At 67.9% G+C, this 17,555-nt stretch carries 17 protein-coding genes; 9 read left to right on the top strand and 8 right to left on the bottom strand.

Going from position 1 to position 17,555, the window contains the following annotated elements; all coding sequences use genetic code 11:
- Positions 1-12: 12 nt before the first annotated feature.
- On the bottom strand, positions 13-1,869 hold the full coding sequence (locus ACSFCA_RS24165) for a sensor histidine kinase (protein WP_435461041.1): 1,857 nt from the start codon (positions 1,867-1,869) through the stop codon (positions 13-15).
- A 6-nt stretch (positions 1,870-1,875) separates the two neighbouring features.
- The gene (locus ACSFCA_RS24170) at positions 1,876-2,622 is read right to left on the bottom strand and encodes a response regulator transcription factor (RefSeq protein WP_258351215.1); all 747 of its coding nucleotides are present in this window, start codon (positions 2,620-2,622) and stop codon (positions 1,876-1,878) included.
- A gap of 386 nt (positions 2,623-3,008) precedes the next feature.
- On the opposite strand from ACSFCA_RS24170, the gene ACSFCA_RS24175 reads away from it, so the two are divergent.
- From ACSFCA_RS24175 to mtgA, 5 genes are all read left to right on the top strand, one after another.
- Entirely contained in the window at positions 3,009-3,602 is a 594-nt protein-coding gene (locus ACSFCA_RS24175) for a YqiA/YcfP family alpha/beta fold hydrolase (protein ID WP_093056235.1), read from the top strand.
- A 72-nt stretch (positions 3,603-3,674) separates the two neighbouring features.
- Positions 3,675-5,741 (top strand): ribonuclease catalytic domain-containing protein, encoded by a 2,067-nt coding sequence (locus ACSFCA_RS24180; protein ID WP_435461042.1) that lies wholly within the window; start codon positions 3,675-3,677, stop codon positions 5,739-5,741.
- 49 nt (positions 5,742-5,790) lie between these two features.
- Positions 5,791-6,645 carry an energy transducer TonB gene (locus tag ACSFCA_RS24185; protein ID WP_435461043.1) on the top strand — a complete coding sequence of 285 codons (855 nt, stop codon included), beginning with the start codon at positions 5,791-5,793 and terminating at the stop codon, positions 6,643-6,645.
- 30 nt (positions 6,646-6,675) lie between these two features.
- A complete protein-coding gene (gene aroE, locus ACSFCA_RS24190) occupies positions 6,676-7,524 on the top strand; it encodes a shikimate dehydrogenase (RefSeq protein WP_435461044.1) in 849 nt (282 codons plus the stop codon).
- Positions 7,521-8,264, top strand: coding sequence for a monofunctional biosynthetic peptidoglycan transglycosylase (gene mtgA / locus ACSFCA_RS24195; protein WP_435461045.1), 744 nt, complete (start codon positions 7,521-7,523; stop codon positions 8,262-8,264). The genes aroE and mtgA overlap by 4 nt, the downstream gene beginning before the upstream one ends.
- Here the strand turns inward: mtgA and ACSFCA_RS24200 are convergent.
- Positions 8,230-8,649, bottom strand: coding sequence for a ribosomal maturation YjgA family protein (locus ACSFCA_RS24200; protein ID WP_435461136.1), 420 nt, complete (start codon positions 8,647-8,649; stop codon positions 8,230-8,232). The two genes, mtgA and ACSFCA_RS24200, sit on opposite strands and share 35 nt — an antisense overlap.
- A gap of 9 nt (positions 8,650-8,658) precedes the next feature.
- Between ACSFCA_RS24200 and ACSFCA_RS24205 the strand changes: the two genes are divergently transcribed.
- Both ACSFCA_RS24205 and ACSFCA_RS24210 read left to right on the top strand, forming a co-directional pair.
- Entirely contained in the window at positions 8,659-9,531 is an 873-nt protein-coding gene (locus ACSFCA_RS24205; RefSeq protein WP_435461046.1) for a lysophospholipid acyltransferase family protein, read from the top strand.
- Between the two features lie 4 nt (positions 9,532-9,535).
- Positions 9,536-10,525, top strand: coding sequence for a phosphatidate cytidylyltransferase (locus ACSFCA_RS24210; protein WP_093056246.1), 990 nt, complete (start codon positions 9,536-9,538; stop codon positions 10,523-10,525).
- Between the two features lie 6 nt (positions 10,526-10,531).
- On the opposite strand, the gene ACSFCA_RS24215 is transcribed toward ACSFCA_RS24210, so the two are convergent.
- Complete coding sequence (locus ACSFCA_RS24215) at positions 10,532-12,595, bottom strand: tetratricopeptide repeat protein (RefSeq protein ID WP_435461047.1); 2,064 nt, start codon at positions 12,593-12,595, stop codon at positions 10,532-10,534.
- Positions 12,596-12,745: 150 nt separating this feature from the next.
- Here ACSFCA_RS24215 and ruvC point away from each other — a divergent pair, with 150 nt between their 5' ends.
- A complete protein-coding gene (ruvC, locus tag ACSFCA_RS24220) occupies positions 12,746-13,294 on the top strand; it encodes a crossover junction endodeoxyribonuclease RuvC (protein WP_093056250.1) in 549 nt (182 codons plus the stop codon).
- A 1-nt stretch (position 13,295) separates the two neighbouring features.
- On the opposite strand, the gene ACSFCA_RS24225 is transcribed toward ruvC, so the two are convergent.
- Positions 13,296-14,618 (bottom strand): serine hydroxymethyltransferase, encoded by a 1,323-nt coding sequence (locus tag ACSFCA_RS24225; protein WP_258351221.1) that lies wholly within the window; start codon positions 14,616-14,618, stop codon positions 13,296-13,298.
- 117 nt (positions 14,619-14,735) lie between these two features.
- On the opposite strand from ACSFCA_RS24225, the gene ACSFCA_RS24230 reads away from it, so the two are divergent.
- The gene (locus tag ACSFCA_RS24230) at positions 14,736-15,695 is read left to right on the top strand and encodes a LysR family transcriptional regulator (RefSeq protein ID WP_435461048.1); all 960 of its coding nucleotides are present in this window, start codon (positions 14,736-14,738) and stop codon (positions 15,693-15,695) included.
- A gap of 6 nt (positions 15,696-15,701) precedes the next feature.
- On the opposite strand, the gene ACSFCA_RS24235 is transcribed toward ACSFCA_RS24230, so the two are convergent.
- The 3 genes from ACSFCA_RS24235 to lpxC form a co-directional block, all read right to left on the bottom strand.
- The gene (locus tag ACSFCA_RS24235) at positions 15,702-16,181 is read right to left on the bottom strand and encodes a hypothetical protein (RefSeq protein WP_435461049.1); all 480 of its coding nucleotides are present in this window, start codon (positions 16,179-16,181) and stop codon (positions 15,702-15,704) included.
- 69 nt (positions 16,182-16,250) lie between these two features.
- On the bottom strand, positions 16,251-16,427 hold the full coding sequence (locus ACSFCA_RS24240) for a hypothetical protein (protein ID WP_164713437.1): 177 nt from the start codon (positions 16,425-16,427) through the stop codon (positions 16,251-16,253).
- Positions 16,428-16,442: 15 nt separating this feature from the next.
- Entirely contained in the window at positions 16,443-17,366 is a 924-nt protein-coding gene (lpxC, locus tag ACSFCA_RS24245) for a UDP-3-O-acyl-N-acetylglucosamine deacetylase (protein ID WP_258351224.1), read from the bottom strand.
- Positions 17,367-17,555 lie beyond the last annotated feature (189 nt).

Below are 17,555 nucleotides of genomic sequence, written 5' to 3' on the forward strand. Positions count from 1 at the left end.
GTGCCGGGGTTCTCAATCGAATTCGAGCTGAACGACCGTGCGTCCGGGTCGGCTTTCAACCGTCAGCCGGGCCCCGATGGCCCCCGAGCGCTCCGCCAGCGACCGCGGCCGATGCTTCACGGCGTCGAAGCCCTTGCCGTTGTCGATCACCCGCAGTTGCACCGTCGTGCCCTGCATCCCGGCCTCGAATCGCAGCACGGTGGCCTGGGCGTGCTGCAGCACGTTGGAGATCGCCTCGAAGAGCAAAAACTGCAATTGCCGCATGCCTTGCGCGCCGAGCCGCTCTACCGGCTCCACCTCGTCCACCGCCCATTCGAACTCGATGCCCGAAGACGCCAGGCGGGGCTCCAGGCGGTAGCGCGCCGCTGCCAGCAGCGCACCCACGTCGCCCGGCGGCAGGTGGATCGAATCGATCTGCAGCTTGAGCTGGTCCAGCGAATCGCGCAGCGTGCGCAGCAGGTCGCCCGAGCTGGTCTGGCCCGACTGCAGCTGCCGGATCGCCGAAGTGATGTGCGAGCCCATGCCGTCGTGCATTTCGCGCAGGATGCGTTCGCGCTCATGGGTGCGCGCCTGGTCGCGCGCCGCGGCCTCGAGTTCGGCATACGTGGCCGCCAGCTCGCGTTCGCGCTGGGCCACCCGCTCGGCCAGGGCCGCGACCGATCCGCGCGCCAGCACGCTCGCCGCACGAAAGCGCCGCAGCACGATCAGCAGCAGCGCCACGCCGAAGAACACCGACGAATAGCGCACCCAGGTGGTCTCGCCATAGGCATCGCTGAGGCGGATCACCAGCCAGTCGCGCACGCCGAACATCACTGTCACCAGAGCAGCGCCGGCCACCAGCAAGCGCTCGGCGCTCGGCTCGCGCAGGGTGGCGACAGCGAAGGCGCTGACGAAGGCCAGGACGAACACGATCTGGACGGCAAGCCAACCGGTGAGCCACATCGGCTCCTCGCGCTGCAGCGACAGCGCGCTGAACAGCACCGTAGCGGCCACGATGCCCGCGACAGGCCAGCGCACCCACCGGTAGCGGCGGTCGCGCCCCCACCCCGCGAGGTGGTAGACGAACATCATGGAAGAGGCGGCCCAGCCCGCATAGCAGGCGGCCATCAGCACGCCCCATGGCCCCCAGGACAGGGGAGGCTCGGCGATCACGCCGTCGGCCACCCGCACCGCCCAGCAGAACTCCGCCAGCGCGGCCCAGAAGTAGATGCCGTCGCGCCGCTGGGCGCCCTTGGCATCGACGTCGACCTGCGTCAGCCACAGCGCCAGCGCGATGCCGCCGACGATCAGGCTGAAAGCCATCAGCAGCACCGAGCCGGTGAAGCGCCATGCATAGGCGCTCTCGAAGAGTTCGGTGCGCACCGGCGCGGCCGGTCCGATGACCACTTGCGACAGCCCCGCGCGCCGGGCGGTATCGGCGTGCAGGCGGATCTGCAGGAGGTTGTCGCCCTTGCGCAGCAGGCGCCCGGGCACCGGCACGTAGATGGGCGCCTTGGCGTAGTCGGCGTCGTTGCTGCGGTCCAGGTCGCCGTAGACCTGCAGCAGCGCGTCGTTCAATTTCACCTCGAAGACGTTGCCGACGCGCGGAATGAAGATGCCCCACGGCGTCTCGGGCTCGGCCTCGAGCGTGAACGGCAGGTCGAAACTCGCCATGCCGGGGCGGCCGTTGTGCTGGCGGTCCCAGTGGTAGGACAGCTCGACCGGCTCGGTGCGCGTGACGCCGTCGACCGTGGTCGTCACGGTGCCCTGGCGCAGTTCGATCGGCGCTTCGGACGCGGCCGTGACCGTGGCCGCGCTGGAGACGCCGGCAATACCCGCGAGGAGCATCGCCAGCCATAGCATCAGCAGCGACGCCCATTTTGGTCGCATCTGTGCTCAGCCCGGATGAGACAACAGGCCGAGCCGCGTTGCTTCGAAAACGGCCTCGCTCTTGGAATGCACGGCGAGCTTTCCGTAGAGATTCTTGATGTGGGTCTGCACGGTGTGCACGCTCAGACCCTTGAGCCGCGCGATCTCCGCGTACGAGAAGCCGCGCGCGATCAGCGTCAGCACCTCGTGTTCTCGTGCCGACAGCAGGCCGCGGTCGGACTCGTCCGCGGCTGCTTCGGGCGCCGCACCCGGCGGCGCGCCGGGAACGACCGCCGATTGCAGGCTGCGGTACTTCGCGAGCACACGCCGCGCGATCATGGGCGAGATCGGCGAGGCGCCTGCCTTCATCTCCACGATGGTCTGCGCGATGTCCTCCGGCGCGGCGTCCTTGTGGATGTAACCCACGGCACCCGCCTCGATGCTGGCGAGCACGTTCTCTTCGTCGCCGAAAACAGACACCACCAGCGGCTCGCAGCCGGGAAAGCGCGCCACGGCGTCGCGGATCACATCGAGTCCGGTGCCGTCGGGCATGCCGAGATCGACCAGCAGCACGTCGGGAATGGTGGTGGTGCGGGACAGCCAACCCAGCGCTTCCTGCACTGTGCCCGCACTGCCGAGCCAGAAAAGGCGCGGGCTACGCTGCACGCTGGCCTCGAAAAAGGCGCGCGCGCGGCTATCGTCTTCGACGACCAGCACACCCCAGCGGCGTAGCGTCGCGTCGTCCTGAGCCTCAGTGTTCATGGGCATGAGCATAAGCCCCGGCGCGCACCGGGAATCCATACACGCCTCCCCCGTTCATGGGATGCCCACGATGAAGCATCGCCGCGAAACTTTCGCCGCTTTTTTGCAGGGCATATCCCCCTTCCCATGCAAATAAAGTAACCCGAACGTAGGCCATTCATGCCGCAGTGGTCAAGGATTTAGTACTTTTGAATTCCAGTCGCACGGCACACCCCCGAACCGGGGCACGCGAAATGCCGGCGCGCCTCGGGCTCTCAGTAAGCTACGGCCTTACCGAAGAACCTCGCCCGGCGGGTTTTTTGTATGTTGGAAGCGGCCTCGCGAGAACAGACCTCATGCAGAATTACCCGTTCCCGGCAAGCGAGGTGCGACGCTCGCACCTCCCGTCTTTTCCTCGCATGGATCCGCAAACCACACACCTGCTTTACCTGCACGGTTTCCGTTCTTCGCCTCGTTCGACCAAGGCCCGGATCGTCGCGGAGCGCGTGGCGCGGCAACATCCGAATCTGCAGTGGTGGTGTCCGCAATTGCCGCCGTCGCCGCACGACGCCATCGACATGGTGATGAAGGGCATCGCGCACTGGCCGCGCAAGTCGATGGCAGTGGTGGGCTCGTCGCTCGGCGGGTACTACGCCACCTACGTGGCCGGCATGACGCGTTGCCGCGCGGTGCTGCTCAACCCGGCCGTGCATCCCGCGCGCGACCTCACACGCTACATCGGCGACCAGACCGTCTGGCATGACCCGGCCGAGCATTTCTACTTTCGTCCCGAATACATCCACGAGCTTCGTGCGATGGAAGTCGGCCCGCTCACGCGGCCAGAACGCGTGTTCGCGATCATCGCCAAGGGCGACGAGGCGCTTGACTGGCACGAAATGTCCGCGCGCTACCCCGACAGCAACATCAAGCTGCTCGAGGGCAGCGACCACGCCCTGTCGGATTTCGAAAAGGCCCATCTCGACGACGTGATGGCCTTCATCAACCCGGTCTAGAACTCACCCCCAGGCTTCCACGGCATCCCCTGGAATGGAATCGCGCCCGTTCCAGCGTGGGAGAATCCGCGGATGTTTGTATTGTTTGAAGAAGCCGGCAAGTACCTCGGCGGCCGCGTGCTGTCGGAGGCCGAAGCATCGGCACAAGTCGAGCTCGAAACCGGCAAGCGTGTCAAGGTCAAGGGCGCCAACATCGTTCTGCGTTTCGAGAAACCGTCGCCCGCCGATCTGATCGCCGAGGCGCGCTCGCTCGCCGCCGCTCTTGATCTCGACCTCGCCTGGGAGTTCGCGCCCGAGGGCGAATTCGCCTTTGCCGAGCTGGCCGCCGAATATTTCAGCGAAAAGCCCTCGCTCGCCCAGCAGGCCGCCGCCCTGTTCGCGCTGTTCGAGGCGCCGCACTACTTCCGCCGCGCGGGCAAGGGGCGCTTCAAGAAGGCGCCGGCCGAGATCGTGCAGCAGGCGCTGGCCGCCATCGAGAAGAAGAAGGTCATCCAGGCGCAGATCGCCGAGTGGGCCGCGCAGCTGGCCGAGGGCATTTGCCCCGCGCCCGTGCGCGAGCAGCTCTACAAGATCCTGTTCCGCCCCGACAAGAACGCCCCCGAATACAAGGCCGTGGTCGACGCCGCGCGCGCCACGCAGCGTCCGCCGCTCGACCTGCTGGAGCGCGCCGGCGCCATCGATTCGCCCTACCAGTTCCACTGGCGGCGCTTCCTGTTCGAGAACTTCCCCAAGGGCACCGGCTTCCCCGCGCTCGCGGCGCCCGCCATCGTGGACGACTTGCCGGTGGCCTCCGAGGTGCAGGCCTTCTCGATCGACGATTCGCAGACCACCGAAATCGACGACGCGCTCTCCGTGCAGGGCCTCGGCACCGGCACCGTCACTGTCGGCATCCACATCGCCGCGCCGGCCCTGGCACTCACGCCGGGCAGCGCCATCGACAACGTGGCGCGTGCGCGCATGTCGACGGTCTACATGCCGGGCTACAAGATCACGATGCTGCCCGACGAGGTGGTCAACACCTACACGCTGCTCGAAGGCGGCGACCGGCCTGCCGTGTCGCTGTACGCGCGCTTCGACGAAGCCACGCTGGAGCTGCAAGGCACCGAGACGAAGCTGGAGCGTGTGCCCATCGTGGCCAATCTGCGCCACGACCAGCTCGACACCGTCGTCACGCAGCCCTGGCTCGAAGACGCGTCTTTCCAGAGCGACAACACGCCAGAAGCGGCTGCCAAACTGCGCGCCCCGCTCTCCTTCCTGTTCCGCCTTGCCAAGCAGCTGAAGGCGCAGCGCGAAGTGGTCCGCGGCAAGCCCGAGAACTTCAACCGGCCCGACTACAACTTCCGCCTCGTCGGCAACGAGGGCGAGCCCACCGGCGGCGAGCAGGTACAGATCAGCACGCGCCAACGTGGCGCGCCGCTCGACCTGATCGTGTCCGAAGCGATGATCCTGGCCAACAGCAGCTGGGGCGGCTGGCTCGGCGAGCTGGGCGTGCCCGGGCTCTACCGCAGCCAGGCCAGCCTCGCGCCCGGCATCAAGGTGCGCATGGGCACGCGCGCACTGCCGCACGCGGGCCTGGGCGTGAAAAGCTATGCGTGGAGCACCTCGCCGCTGCGCCGCTACACCGACCTCGTGAACCAGTGGCAGATCATCGCGGCCGCGCGCCACGGCAAGACTGCTGCGCTGGCTGCGCCCTTCAAGCCGAAGGACGCCGACCTGTTCTCGATCCTCTCGGGCTTCGACGCGGCCTATGCCACGTACAACGCCTACCAAGGCGGCATGGAACGCTTCTGGACGCTGAAGTACCTGCAGCAGCAGGGCATCACCGAGCTCGAAGCCACCGTCATCAAAGACCTGCCGAACGGCGCGCTGGTGCGTGCCGAAACGCTGCCGCTGGTGTTCCCCGTGGCCGGCCAGCAGGAACGCGGCGCCCGCCTGCGCGTGAAGCTCGGCGAGATCGACGAGATCGCGCTCGACGTGAGCGGCACGGTGCTCGAACGCCTCGACACTCCGAAGGCCGATGCCGCCCTCGCAGACGAAAGCGATGAGGGCGACGAAGAAGAAGTGGTCGCAGGCCCGATCGCCATTGCCGTCGACCTGAGCGACAGCGAGGCTGCTGCGCCCGAAAACACACCCGCATGAATTTCGGCGGATCGTCCGAAGAAATGCGGCCCCTGGAGGAGTTTCGAGAATGAACTTCAAGGACCTCAGCACGCTGCAGATTGCACTGGGCGTGTCGGTCATTGCGCATGCCGCACTGCTCGCGGTGCGCTTCGTCGATCCCGAATCGTTCAACAAGGTCTTCAGCGACACACCGCTCGAAGTGATCCTGGTCAACAGCAAGACCAACGACAAGCCCGACCCCAGCGCCCGGCTGCGGGCCCAGACCTCGCTTGCAGGCGGCGGCGACCTCGACAAGGGCCGCGCAACCAGCCCACTGCCGCCGTCGAGCTTCACCACCGTCGGCGATTCGTTCGAAGATGCGCAGCGCAAGGTCGACGCGATGCAGACCGAGCAGATGCAGATGCTCACCCAGCTCAAGCGCGACCTCGCCGCAATGCCCGCGCCCGACCCGCGCAACCCCGGGGACCCGACCGAGGCCACGGCGCAGGAAGAAAAGCGCCGCCAGATGATCAATCTGCTGGCCGAAATCGAGCGGCGCGTGAACGAAGAAAACGCACGCCCGAAGAAGCGCTTCCTGAGCCCCTTCACGCGGGAGGCGGCCTTTGCCACCTACGTCGATTCGCTGCGCCGCCGGGTGGAAGCGCAGGGCACTGCCAACTTTCCGACGCTCGCCGGCAAGAAGCTCTACGGCGAGCTGACGATGACCATCACGGTCAACTTCGACGGTCGCCTGCTCTCGACGGTTGTCGATGAAAGCTCGGGCATTGCGCTGCTGGACAAGCGCGCCCAGGCCATCGTTGCCAGCATCGGCAACTTCGGCACGTTCACCGACGCGATGCGCAAGGAGCACGCCGACCAGATCGTGATCCGGCCGCACTTCCGGTTCGCGCACGACGGGTCGGTCGAACTCTCCTCGCAGTAGAAGCAGACGCAACAAAAGAAGGCAGACGCCATGGACCTGTATTGCGTCATGGGCAACCCCGTCGAGCACAGCCGCTCGCCGCGCATCCACGCACGTTTTGCCGAGCTCTGCGGCCAGCAGATGGACTACGGCCGGCGGCTGATTCCGCTCGGCGCATTTGCCGAAGGCATCGCGGCCTTTCGCAGCGAAGCCGCCGAACGCGGCGACACCGCGCGCGGCTGCAACATCACCGTGCCCTTCAAGTTCGAAGCCGCTGCGCTCGCGCAGCACACCAGCGAACGCGCCCTGCTCGCGCAGGCGGTCAACACGCTGCGCTTCGACGCCGACGGCAGCATCCATGCGGACAACACCGACGGCATCGGCCTGGTCAACGACATCGTTCGCAACGCGGCCGTGCCGCTGACAGGCAAGGCGCTGCTGCTGATCGGCGCGGGCGGTGCGGCGGCCGGCGTGCTCGGGCCGCTGCTCGACGCGGGCGCTTCGCGCGTCGTGGTGGCCAATCGCACCGTGGGCAAGGCCGTCGAACTGGTACGCCGCCATGCGGCCATTGCGCTGCGCCATGGCGCGTCGCTCGAAGCCTGGGCGCTCGACGAAGTGCCGGGTACCTTCGATGTGGTGGTCAACGCCACCGCTTCCAGCCTTGCGGGCGATGCAGTGCCCGTGAAGGCCAGCGTGCTGCGCGCTGGCGGACTCGCGGTCGACATGATGTACGGCCCTGCGGCGGCGGGCTTCATGGCCTGGGCCGAGGCGCACGGCGCGGTCGCGCGCGACGGGCTCGGCATGCTGGTCGAGCAGGCAGCCGAGTCCTTCGAGATCTGGCGCGGCGTGCGGCCGCCTTCCGCGCAAGTGCTGGCTGAAATTCGAGCCGAGCTGAAATGAAGGCAGTGCTGCGCCTGATCGCCTGCCTCGTGGTGGCGGGCGTGGCACTCGAGCTGTTCTTCGTGGTGCGCATCGCAACGATGGCGGTGATCGATCCGCAGAGCACTGCGTTCCAGCGCTCCGAGGCTTTCCAGATCACTATCCACCAGGGCAGCGGCGCCGGCTGGCGGCAGGAGTGGGTGCCCTACGCGCAGATCAACGACACGCTCAAGCGCGCCGTCATCGCAAGCGAGGACGCCGGTTTCGTCGACCACAACGGCGTGGAGTGGGAAGCCATCGAGCGCGCGCGCCAACGCAACGCCAGGGCCGAAGAACTCGCCGCCAAGCGCGCAGCGCGCGCGGTGGCGCGCGGCAAGCCGGTACAGCCGGTGCGCCTGCGTGGCGGCTCCACCATCACGCAGCAGCTCGCAAAGAACCTGCTGCTGTCGGGCGAGCGCACCTTGCTGCGCAAGGGCCAGGAGCTGGTGCTCGCCACGCTGCTCGAAGTGCTGCTCGACAAGCGGCGCATCCTCGAGATCTATCTCAACAACGTCGAATGGGGCGAAGGCGTGTTCGGCGCCGAGGCGGCGTCGCAGTACTACTTCCGCAAGCCGGCCTCTCGCCTGAGCACCAACGAGGCCGCGCGCCTGGCAGTGATGCTGCCGAGCCCCAAGTTCTTTGAGCGCCGGATCGGCTCGCCCTACCTGAGTGGGCGGGCGTCGACGGTCATGGCGCGGATGCCTGCGGCCGAGCTGCCCTGACGACCGCACCGCGCAGGCCCTCGATGGCCAGCACGGCAGCAAAGCCGATCACGTAGGCCAGCACGTCCCACCAGTCGGCCGTGCTGCCGAGCACGATGCGCAACGCGCGGTTCGGAATATGCAAGTGCCACGCCGCCGCAAGGTACTGCCCGAGTTCGACCGCGAGGCCCACGCCCAACGCAGCCAACGCCAGCGGCAGCACCCGCGTGCCGATCACCGCCTTGAAGACGAAGTACACCCACACCACGGCCAGCACGTCGCCGAAGAAGCTGCGCAGCCAGCCCCAGCGTGCGCCGACGGTGGCCAGCAGCACGAGAACAAGAAACAGGGCCACCGCCCACACGAGTGAAAGAGGATCGAAACGCCATCGCATGGCCCGTATCATCGCGCCCATATGCTGGCAAAGCTCACGGGTTGGTTGTTGTTGGGAATCGTCCGGTTGCTCACTGGCGCGCAGGCGCGCTGGTATGGCTGTCCGCCGAAAGCCGAGCAGCGCATCTATTTCGCCAACCACCAGAGCCACGCCGACCTCGTGATGATCTGGGCGGCATTGCCTGAAGAGCTGCGCAGCATCACGCGGCCGATCGCGGCGCGCGACTACTGGGCCAACACACCGGTCAAGCGCTGGATCACGACGGAGGTGTTCAACGCGGTGTACGTGGAGCGCCAAGCGACGGCGCCTGCTGCAGCGGCGTCACCTCCTGGCCCCGCACCTGTGGTGGCCGAAGCCCCGCCACCGCAACGCCCACCGATGCCTGCCGAGCGCATCGAGCCCTCGATGGAGCCGCTACTGCCCTTGACGCCGCCGGCACCGCCCGCAGAGACCGTGCCCGAAGCGCAGGGCCGGCTCGACCTTCCCGAGCCGCCCGCTCCGCCGCCTCCTCCAGAGCCGCCACCGCCCGCGGCGCCCGAAGAAATCCCGGTCGCTGCACCGGCCCCAGCCGTCGACCCACTCGCACCGCTCGTCGAAGCCCTGCGCAGCGGCGACTCGATCATCATCTTTCCCGAAGGCACGCGCGGCCACACGGGTGAGCCGCAGAAGTTCAAGTCGGGCCTCTACACGCTCGCCACCATGTTCCCCGAGGTGGTGCTGGTGCCGGCATGGATCGACAACGTGCAGCGCGTGATGCCCAAGGGCGAGATCGTGCCGGTGCCCATCCTCTGCTCCGTTACCTTCGGTGCGCCGATCCGCGTCGAAGAAGACGAAGAACGCCGGCCCTTCCTCGACCGGGCGCGCGCCGCCGTGATCGCATTGCGCGACGTCTGACGACATGAACCAGTTCCTGCGCAACCTCACTCCGACCCACCAGGTCGCGGCGCTCTTCCTCATCATCTTCGGCGTGCTCGTGATCGTGAGCACCACGGCCTTCTTCCTGAGCTTCAGGGAAAAGCGCAACCCCGTGCACGACGCCACCTGGCAGGCCGAGCTCGCGCACTTCCGCGCGCTGCTGGGCACCACCTGGTTCATGGTCATCATTTTCTGGATCGGCTGGGCGCTGGGCGAAACCGTGGCCACCGTGCTGTTCGCGCTGATCTCCTTCTTCGCGCTGCGCGAGTTCATCACGCTCTCGCCCACGCGGCGCGGCGACCACCGCAGCCTGATCCTCGCCTTCTTCGTGGTGCTGCCGATCCAGTTCTGGCTGGTGGCCACGGCGCGCTTCGACCTGTTCACCGTGTTCATCCCGGTGTACGTGTTCCTCGCGATACCGGTGGCGAGCGCGCTGGCCAACGACCCGAGCCACTTCCTGGAGCGCAACGCCAAGCTGCAGTGGGGCATCATGGTCTGCGTCTACGGCATGAGCCACGTGCCGGCGTTGCTGCTGCTGAGCTTTCCGGGCTACGAGGGCAAGAGCGCGTTCCTCGTGTTCTTCCTGGTGTTCGTTGTGCAGACCTCGGTGTTGGTGCAGCACCTGATCTCGCGCCGCACCCAGCGCGCGCCCTTCGCGCCCAACGTGAGCCGCAGCTTCAACTGGACCAGCTGGGGCATCGGCATCGTGGTGGCGAGCCTGGTGGGCGCGCTGTTCTCGTTCATCACGCCGTTCAAGTTCGGGCAGGCGCTCGCGGTGTCGGTCATTGCGTGCATCGCGGGGTCGATGGGGCACCTGGTGATGAAGGCGCTCAAGCGCGACCGGGGCATTCCGAACTGGGGGCAGAAAGGCGTCGGCGTGACCGGTGCGAACGGCCTGCTGGACCGCGTTGATGCCCTGTGCTTCGCCGCCCCGATCTTCTTTCACTCCATCCGCTGGTACTTCAACGCCTGAGCCTCATCAGGCTCTGCGGCGCACCACGCGGTCGAAGGCCTGCTTCGCTGCGCGCCCGAAGGCCTTGGCCTTCAGCGCCTGCAGCTCGCGCGTCAGCCGCGTGCGCTGCTCGGCCGACAACGCCGTGCCGAAACGGCCCAGCGCGGCTTCGAGCGCCGCGCGCTGCGCCTCCACGCGCCCCTGCCGGCCCTCGGCCTCGGCCAGCCATTCGCAGGCATTGGCGACGCGCTCGCGCAGCGCAGCGTCTCCCGTATCTCCGAAGCGCGCAATGAGCGCGCGATACGCCTTGGCCTGCCCCACGGGATCGCCGAGCTTGTCGAGCGCCTTGGCCTTGTTGATCATCGACTTGGCGGCCCACAGCTGCAGCGCGCCTTCCCTCGCGCCGGTGGTACGCGCGATGGCCTCGTCGTAGCAGGCCACGGCCGCCTTGAGCTGGCCGGTTTGGCGCAGCGTGGCGCCCTTGCGAAACAGCGCGCCGACCACGCGCCCGCGCAGGTCCGGCAGCTCGGAGTTGCCCCAGCGCGCGACGATCTCGTCGTGCACCCGCATCTCGTCGTCGTGCAGACCCAGGCGGTCGAGCGCGGTGCTCTTGTACTGCAGGCACAGCGCGACCGTCTCCTGCATCTCCGTCGACGGGTCGGCGCCGTAGCGCGCGTCCATCGCGTCGGCTGCGGCGATCACTTCGGCAAAGCGATCCAGCGCGACCAGGCAGAAGGCCTTGTGGACGAGCGCCCGCGCGCACTGGCGACGCAGCTCGGGATGGGGCGATGCGGAATACGCGGCCAGCACTTCGTCGAACAGCGCGATGGCCTCGCGCGACTCGCCCGCATCGCCGTGCTTGCGACCCTGTTTGACCTTGTCGCGCACCTCGTCGCGCAGCTCGGGCGGCAACTCTGCATCGGCCTTGCGCAACCGCTTCAGGCAGGCCAGGCGGCCGGCGGTGGCCTTGGCCAGGGTGTCCTGCAGCTCGGGCGTGGGCGTGTCCTTCAGCTGCTTCGCGAGTTGCTCGTACACCGCGAGCGCATCCTCGGGCCGGTTGAGCCGTTCGAGCAGCACGAAGCCCTTGTTGAGCAGCGCGCCCGCCACGGTGCGCTGCACGCCGGCATCGGTGTCCGCACCGAAGGTTACGAGCAGCCGCTCGCAGGCGGCCAGCGCGACCTCTCCGTCGTCCTGCTCGCGCAGCCCCACCGACCAGTCGTAGGCACGGCGCACGGCCATGCGGCGCACCTGCGACGACTCGTCGCGCCCGTAGCGGTCGAGCAGCCAGCCGACCAGCTCGGCGCGGTTCGCATGCTCGTCGATGCCGAAGCCGTCGAAGAACAGCGTCAGCGCCCGCACGCCCTCGATGCGCAGCTCGGGCGCCGCGTCGGCGAGGCCGGCCTCGATCTGGTCGGCCACTGCCAGGCACATCACCTGGGCCTGTGCGTGCTGCGCCAGTTCGCGCAGGTTCAGCACCGAGGCCAGGCGCGCACGCGCCACGCGCAGCACCACGCCGGGGTCGGTGCTGCCGTCGAAGCGCTCGATCACTGCTTCCAGCGTGGCAAGCGCGTCCTGCGGCAGGCCGCGGTGGTGTTCGATCTCGGCCTTGAGCAGCCGGGCCTCCACGCGCCACGCGTCGAGCGCGGCATCGGGCTGGCTGTCGAGCAGCTCGCTCATGGCATCGCAGGCTTCGCAGCGCGCCTCGGGCTCGTCGATCCACCAGGTGCGCTGATACAGCGCATGGGCGATGTGCTCGCGGATCGCGGGCTCGCTGCGCTGGCCGTGCGCTGCGATCAGGCGGTCGAGGGTGGCGAGCGCGTCGGCGGGGCGATGCATCTGGCGCAGCATGTGCGCCAGCAGGCGCAGCGCCTGGCAGCAGGGCACGACCACGCCGACGTCGGGCCTGGCTGCGTACTCGTCGAGCAGACGGGTACAGGCGGCCAGCGCCTCGTTGCGGCGGCCCAGGTCGTTGAGCAGTTCGATGCGGCGGAAGCTCGCGGCCGCACGTTCGGCGGGGTGCTGTTGCAGGCGTTCGATCAAGGCTTGCGCCTCGTCCAGTTGCCGCTGCGCTGAGGACTCGACTACATTCACATTCGCTTCCTTGTGTGGCGCGCCCTGCGGAAAGCGGGGCAGACTGTACGAATCGGCACGGATTCTGCCCGCGATAGCGCTGCTTTCGAGCGATAGTTCGGTCCCTTCTCTCTCCTCTTTGCACTGGCGTAAGCCTTTTCGCTTCCTTTCATGCGCATTCTTGGCATCGACCCCGGCTTGCAGACCACCGGCTTCGGCGTGGTCGACGCGGACGGCCATGCGCTGCGCTACGTGGCCAGCGGCACCATCAGCACCCGGCACCTGGGCACAGGCAACCTCCCGGCACGCCTGAAGGTGCTGTTCGACGGCATCGCGGAGATCACCGCGCGCTACCAGCCCGATGCGTCGGCGGTCGAAATCATTTTTGTCAACGTCAACCCGCAGTCGACGCTGCTGCTGGGACAGGCGCGCGGCGCCTGCGTGACCGCGCTGGTGAGCAACAACCTCTCGGTGGCCGAGTACACCGCGCTGCAGATGAAGAAGGCCGTGGCCGGCCACGGCCAGGCCGCCAAGGCGCAGGTGCAGGAGATGGTGCGGCGGCTGCTCGAACTGCCGGGCCTGCCGGGCGCCGACGCGGCGGATGCGCTGGGCATTGCCATCACGCACGCGCAGGTGGGGCGGTCGATGGCTCGGCTCGCGGAGGCGGCCGAGCTGTCGAAGACGCATGCCGGCACCTACCGGCAAGGGCGCTCGCGCTGACTCAGCGCACGATGTAGCGCAGCTCGCCGAGGCGCTTGCGGCGCTCTCGCACTTCAACGGCGACGGTGGCCGCATCGCCTGCCAGAGCCCGAGCAATCCAATCGGCCAGCTGCGGCATGTCGTCGGGCGTGAAGCCCAGGCGCACGATCTCCGGCACGCCAAGCCGCAGGCCGTTGATGTCGCCATCCACTGGTGCGGTCGGCAAGCCGATGCCGCAAGCCAGCAGGCTGCCCTGCGCGAGCTTCTTCGCCGCATGCTGCCCGCCACCCCAGCGCGCCGCCTCGACCGCAAGCTGGTGCGACTGGGTGAAGCCGCGCGCCTTCGCGAACACGGGCAGGCCTTGCGCATCGAGCGCACGCGCCAGAGCCTGCGCGGTTTCGCGCATCGCAGCCGCATAGGCAACACCATGCACCTTCCAGTCGAGCAGCCCGCGGGCCAGCGCGGCGGTGCGGCCCGCATCCGAGTTGGCAGTGAGGCCGGGGTAGGCGATGGCATCGATGCGCTCCATCAGTGCCGCGTCGTTCGACACGATCAGCCCGCCGGCCGGGCCGCCCAGGCTCTTGTAAGTGCTCATGGTGATTGCATGCGCGCCCTGCTCGAGCGGCTGCGGCCACGCCTTGCCGGCCACCATGCCCGAGAGATGTGCGGCGTCGAACAGCAGCTTTGCTCCTACGCTGTCGGCAATCTCGCGGATCGCGGGCACCGGATGCGGGAACAGGTTCAGGCTGCCGCCGATGGTGATGAGCTTCGGCTTCACCTCGCGCGCCAGCTTTGCCAGCGCAACCACATCGACCGTGTAGCCGTCGGCGTCCACCGGCGCGGAAACCGGCTTCAGGCCATACAGCCCAGCTGCGCCCGCCGCATGGTGCGTGACGTGGCCACCGATGCTGGGCGGCGGCACGATGATCGTGTCGCCGGGCTGGCAGGTCGCCATGAACACGTAGAGATTCGACAGCGCGCCCGAGCTCACGCGCACTTCGGCGAACTTCGCGCCGAACACTTCGGCTGCGAGCTCGGCGGCGACGACCTCGATGCGCTCGATGGCTTCCAGCCCCATCTCGTACTTGTCGCCCGGGTAGCCGAGCGAGGGGCGTGAGCCGAGCCCGCGCGACAGCAGCGCTTCGGCGGCCGGGTTCATCACGTTGGTGGCGGGGTTGAGGTTCAGTCCCTCGACATCGTGGATGCGATGGTTGTCGGCCACCAGCCGTTCGATCTCGGCGGCGACTCCCGCCGCGTCGCGCGCAGCGGCGTCGGCGGCGATGGAGAGCACATGGTCTTCGCTGGCGGCGGGAACCCAGGGGCGGCGTTGCAGGGCGGCTGGCATGCGGTGGATCTCGCTGGAAGTGTTGAATGGCCGCATCGTCGCCTGCTGCAGCCAGCCGGGCAAACCGGATAATCTGGGCCTGAGCCATAGAAAAACTTGGCCTGAAGGATTGTTCCGATGCCACTCGCACCGCCCCGCCCCCGCCTGCCGCCGCACACGGCCGTGCGCGCCTTCGAGGCCGCTGCCCGCCACGGCAGCTTCGCGCGGGCAGCCGAAGAACTCTTCGTCACACCGGCTGCCGTCGCGCAGCAGATCAAGACGCTGGAGACCTGGGCTGGCGGCGCGCTGTTCGAGCGGCACAGCCAAGGCATTCGCCTCAGCGCGCACGGGCGGCGCGCACTGCCAGCGCTCAGCGCGGCCGTCGACCAGCTCGGCCTGGCGGTGCAGGCGCTGCGCCACGAGACGCAGACCGCCGCACGCCGCAGCACGCTGCAGGTGGCTGCCTTGCCAGCCGTGGCGCAGCTGTGGCTGTCGCCCCGGCTCTCGAAACTGAAGGCCGCACTGCCCGGCGTGCAGGTGTCGGTCACTGCGCTGGAGCAGCCACCGAACTTCCGCCGCGAGCCTTTCGATCTCGGGTTGTTCTATGCGCGGGCCGGCGAGCACATCGAGACCGTTGTCGGTGCGCAAGCGATTCCGCTCGTGCGCGACCGGCTGCTGCCGGTGTGCAGCCCACGCCTGCAGCAGGCGCTGCCCAGCGGGCGTCCTCGCCCGCTCGATGACCTGGCGGATCTGCTCGCGCGCTGCGGCGGTTTGCACGACACCGTGTGGCGCGACGATTGGGCGCGGTGGCTGCAGGCTGTTCGCCCCGGTGTCACGACGGCCGAAGCCGAAGCAATGGCCGCCGGGCCGGACTTCTCGCTCTACAGCCTCGCACTGCAGGCCGCGCTCGATGGCGAAGGCGTGCTGATGGGCCGTGAGCGGCTGGTCGCGCCATTGCTTGCGCAAGACAAGCTGCATGCGCCCTGGGGACGGCCGAAGGCGGTGGGAGACACGGTCATGCTGCTGGTGCCTGCGCACCGCAAGGGGCCGCTGCTTGCGCAGCAGGTGCAGGCCTTGCAGGCACTCGCCGCAGCCTGAGCAGGCCTATCGCCGGAAGTCCAATCGCCCGTTGGGCCAGCGGCCGTCGATCCTGCGGTTGTCGACGATCAGGCCCACCCAGGGCTGCGTGATGGCCGGATTGCTCAGGTTGATGTAGCGGCCCACGAGCGTGTCGGGATCGACATAGCGGACATCGAGCAGGGCCTGCCGCGCGCCGCCATCCCAATCGAACAGCAGATAGAACCGGCTGCCGGCCACCCGTACGGTGGCCTTGCCCTGCTTCCATGCAGCTTCGGAGTCACCGGGAATCGTCGGATCGGCGCCGCCATTCCAGCGGCTGGACCATGCGCCGACGATCGAGGACGGCGCGTCGTTCACCGGTGTGCCCCACGCAGGCGCGTTCGGGTCATCAGGTCCACCGTGCAGTTCGATGCTCTGGGCAAACGCTTCGATATCTGCGCCATCCGGGTCGGGCGCATCTTCAACGCCGAATGGATTCCGGCTGGGGGATGTGTTGGTGTTCATGGCGCCATCGTGCGCCGCAGCGTGCCGCCACGCATGCCGTTTCCGGACATGCGAACGAGGACGCAAAGGCTACGCGACGCGCTCGGCGATCAGCACCGCGAAGAAGCCGAACGCCGCAAGCAGTGTCCACTTCAACACGATCCATCCGATGCGCCGGTACTTGGCCTGCCCCGTGCCCGCATAGAACGCAAAGCACACGCCCGCCACCAGCAGAAGCAGCAGGATGGCCCAGCGGAAAAGAAGCATGGGGGACGGCGTGGCCTACCAGGCGCGGGCGACTTCGCCGAAACCGCGCGGTGCGCGCTTCTCGTCCTCGAAGGTCACGACTTCGTAGGCGTCGCTGTGCGAAAGCAGCTCACGCAGCAGCTTGTTGTTGAGCGCATGGCCCGAGCGGAATGCGGTGTAGGCCGCCAGCAGCGGCTTGCCGATGATGTACAGGTCGCCCATGGCGTCGAGGATCTTGTGCTTCACGAACTCGTCGTCATAGCGCAGGCCGCCTGCATTGAGCACCTTGGTGTCGTCCATGACGACCGCGTTGTCGAGCCCACCACCGAGCGCGAGGCCCTTGGTGCGCATGTACTCGACGTCCTTGGTGAAGCCGAAGGTGCGTGCGCGTGCGATGTCTCGGCTGTACGAGTCGGTGCCCAAGTCGAACTCCACGCGCTGGCCGGTGGAATTGACCACGCGGTGGTCGAAGTCGATCTCGAAGCTCAGCTTGTAGCCGTGGTACGGCTCCAGGCTCGCCCACTTCTCGTTGGCGCCCTCGCCTTCGCGCACTTCGACCTTGCGAGTCACGCGGATGAAGCGGCGCGGCGCCTTCTGCAGCGCGATGCCCGCGCTTTGCAGCAGGAACACGAAGGACGAGGCCGACCCGTCGAGGATCGGCACTTCGTCGGCCGTGATGTCGATGTAGAGGTTGTCGATGCCCAGGCCCGCGCAGGCCGACATCAGGTGTTCGACGGTCTGCACCTTGGCGCCGCCGGTGGAAACGGTGGATGCAAGGCGCGTGTCGGTGACCGCCTCGGCAGTCATGCGGATCTCGGCTGGCTCGGGCAGGTCGACGCGGCGGAACACGATGCCCGTGTCGGCCGGGGCCGGTCGCAGGGTCAGCTCCACGCGTTGGCCGCTATGGAGCCCCACGCCCACGGCGCGGCTGATCGACTTGAGGGTTCGTTGTTGCAGCACGGCCGGGATTTTAGGCGCCCGACGGGCATGGCGCCCTATGCCCCTCGCTATGGCACCGATAGACATGGGTTCTATGCAATCCCGCCAAATTGGCGCGAAATGGACGCAAAGGGCACGAGGTGAGCGCAGCGCCTAGGGTCAGCAGACGTCCCTTTCAGGTCGTCCCTGTGCCCCTTGCGAACCCTCGTG

Origin of the sequence: Variovorax multivorans, from assembly GCF_051216835.1 — a bacterium.
Lineage (GTDB): Bacteria > Pseudomonadota > Gammaproteobacteria > Burkholderiales > Burkholderiaceae_C > Variovorax.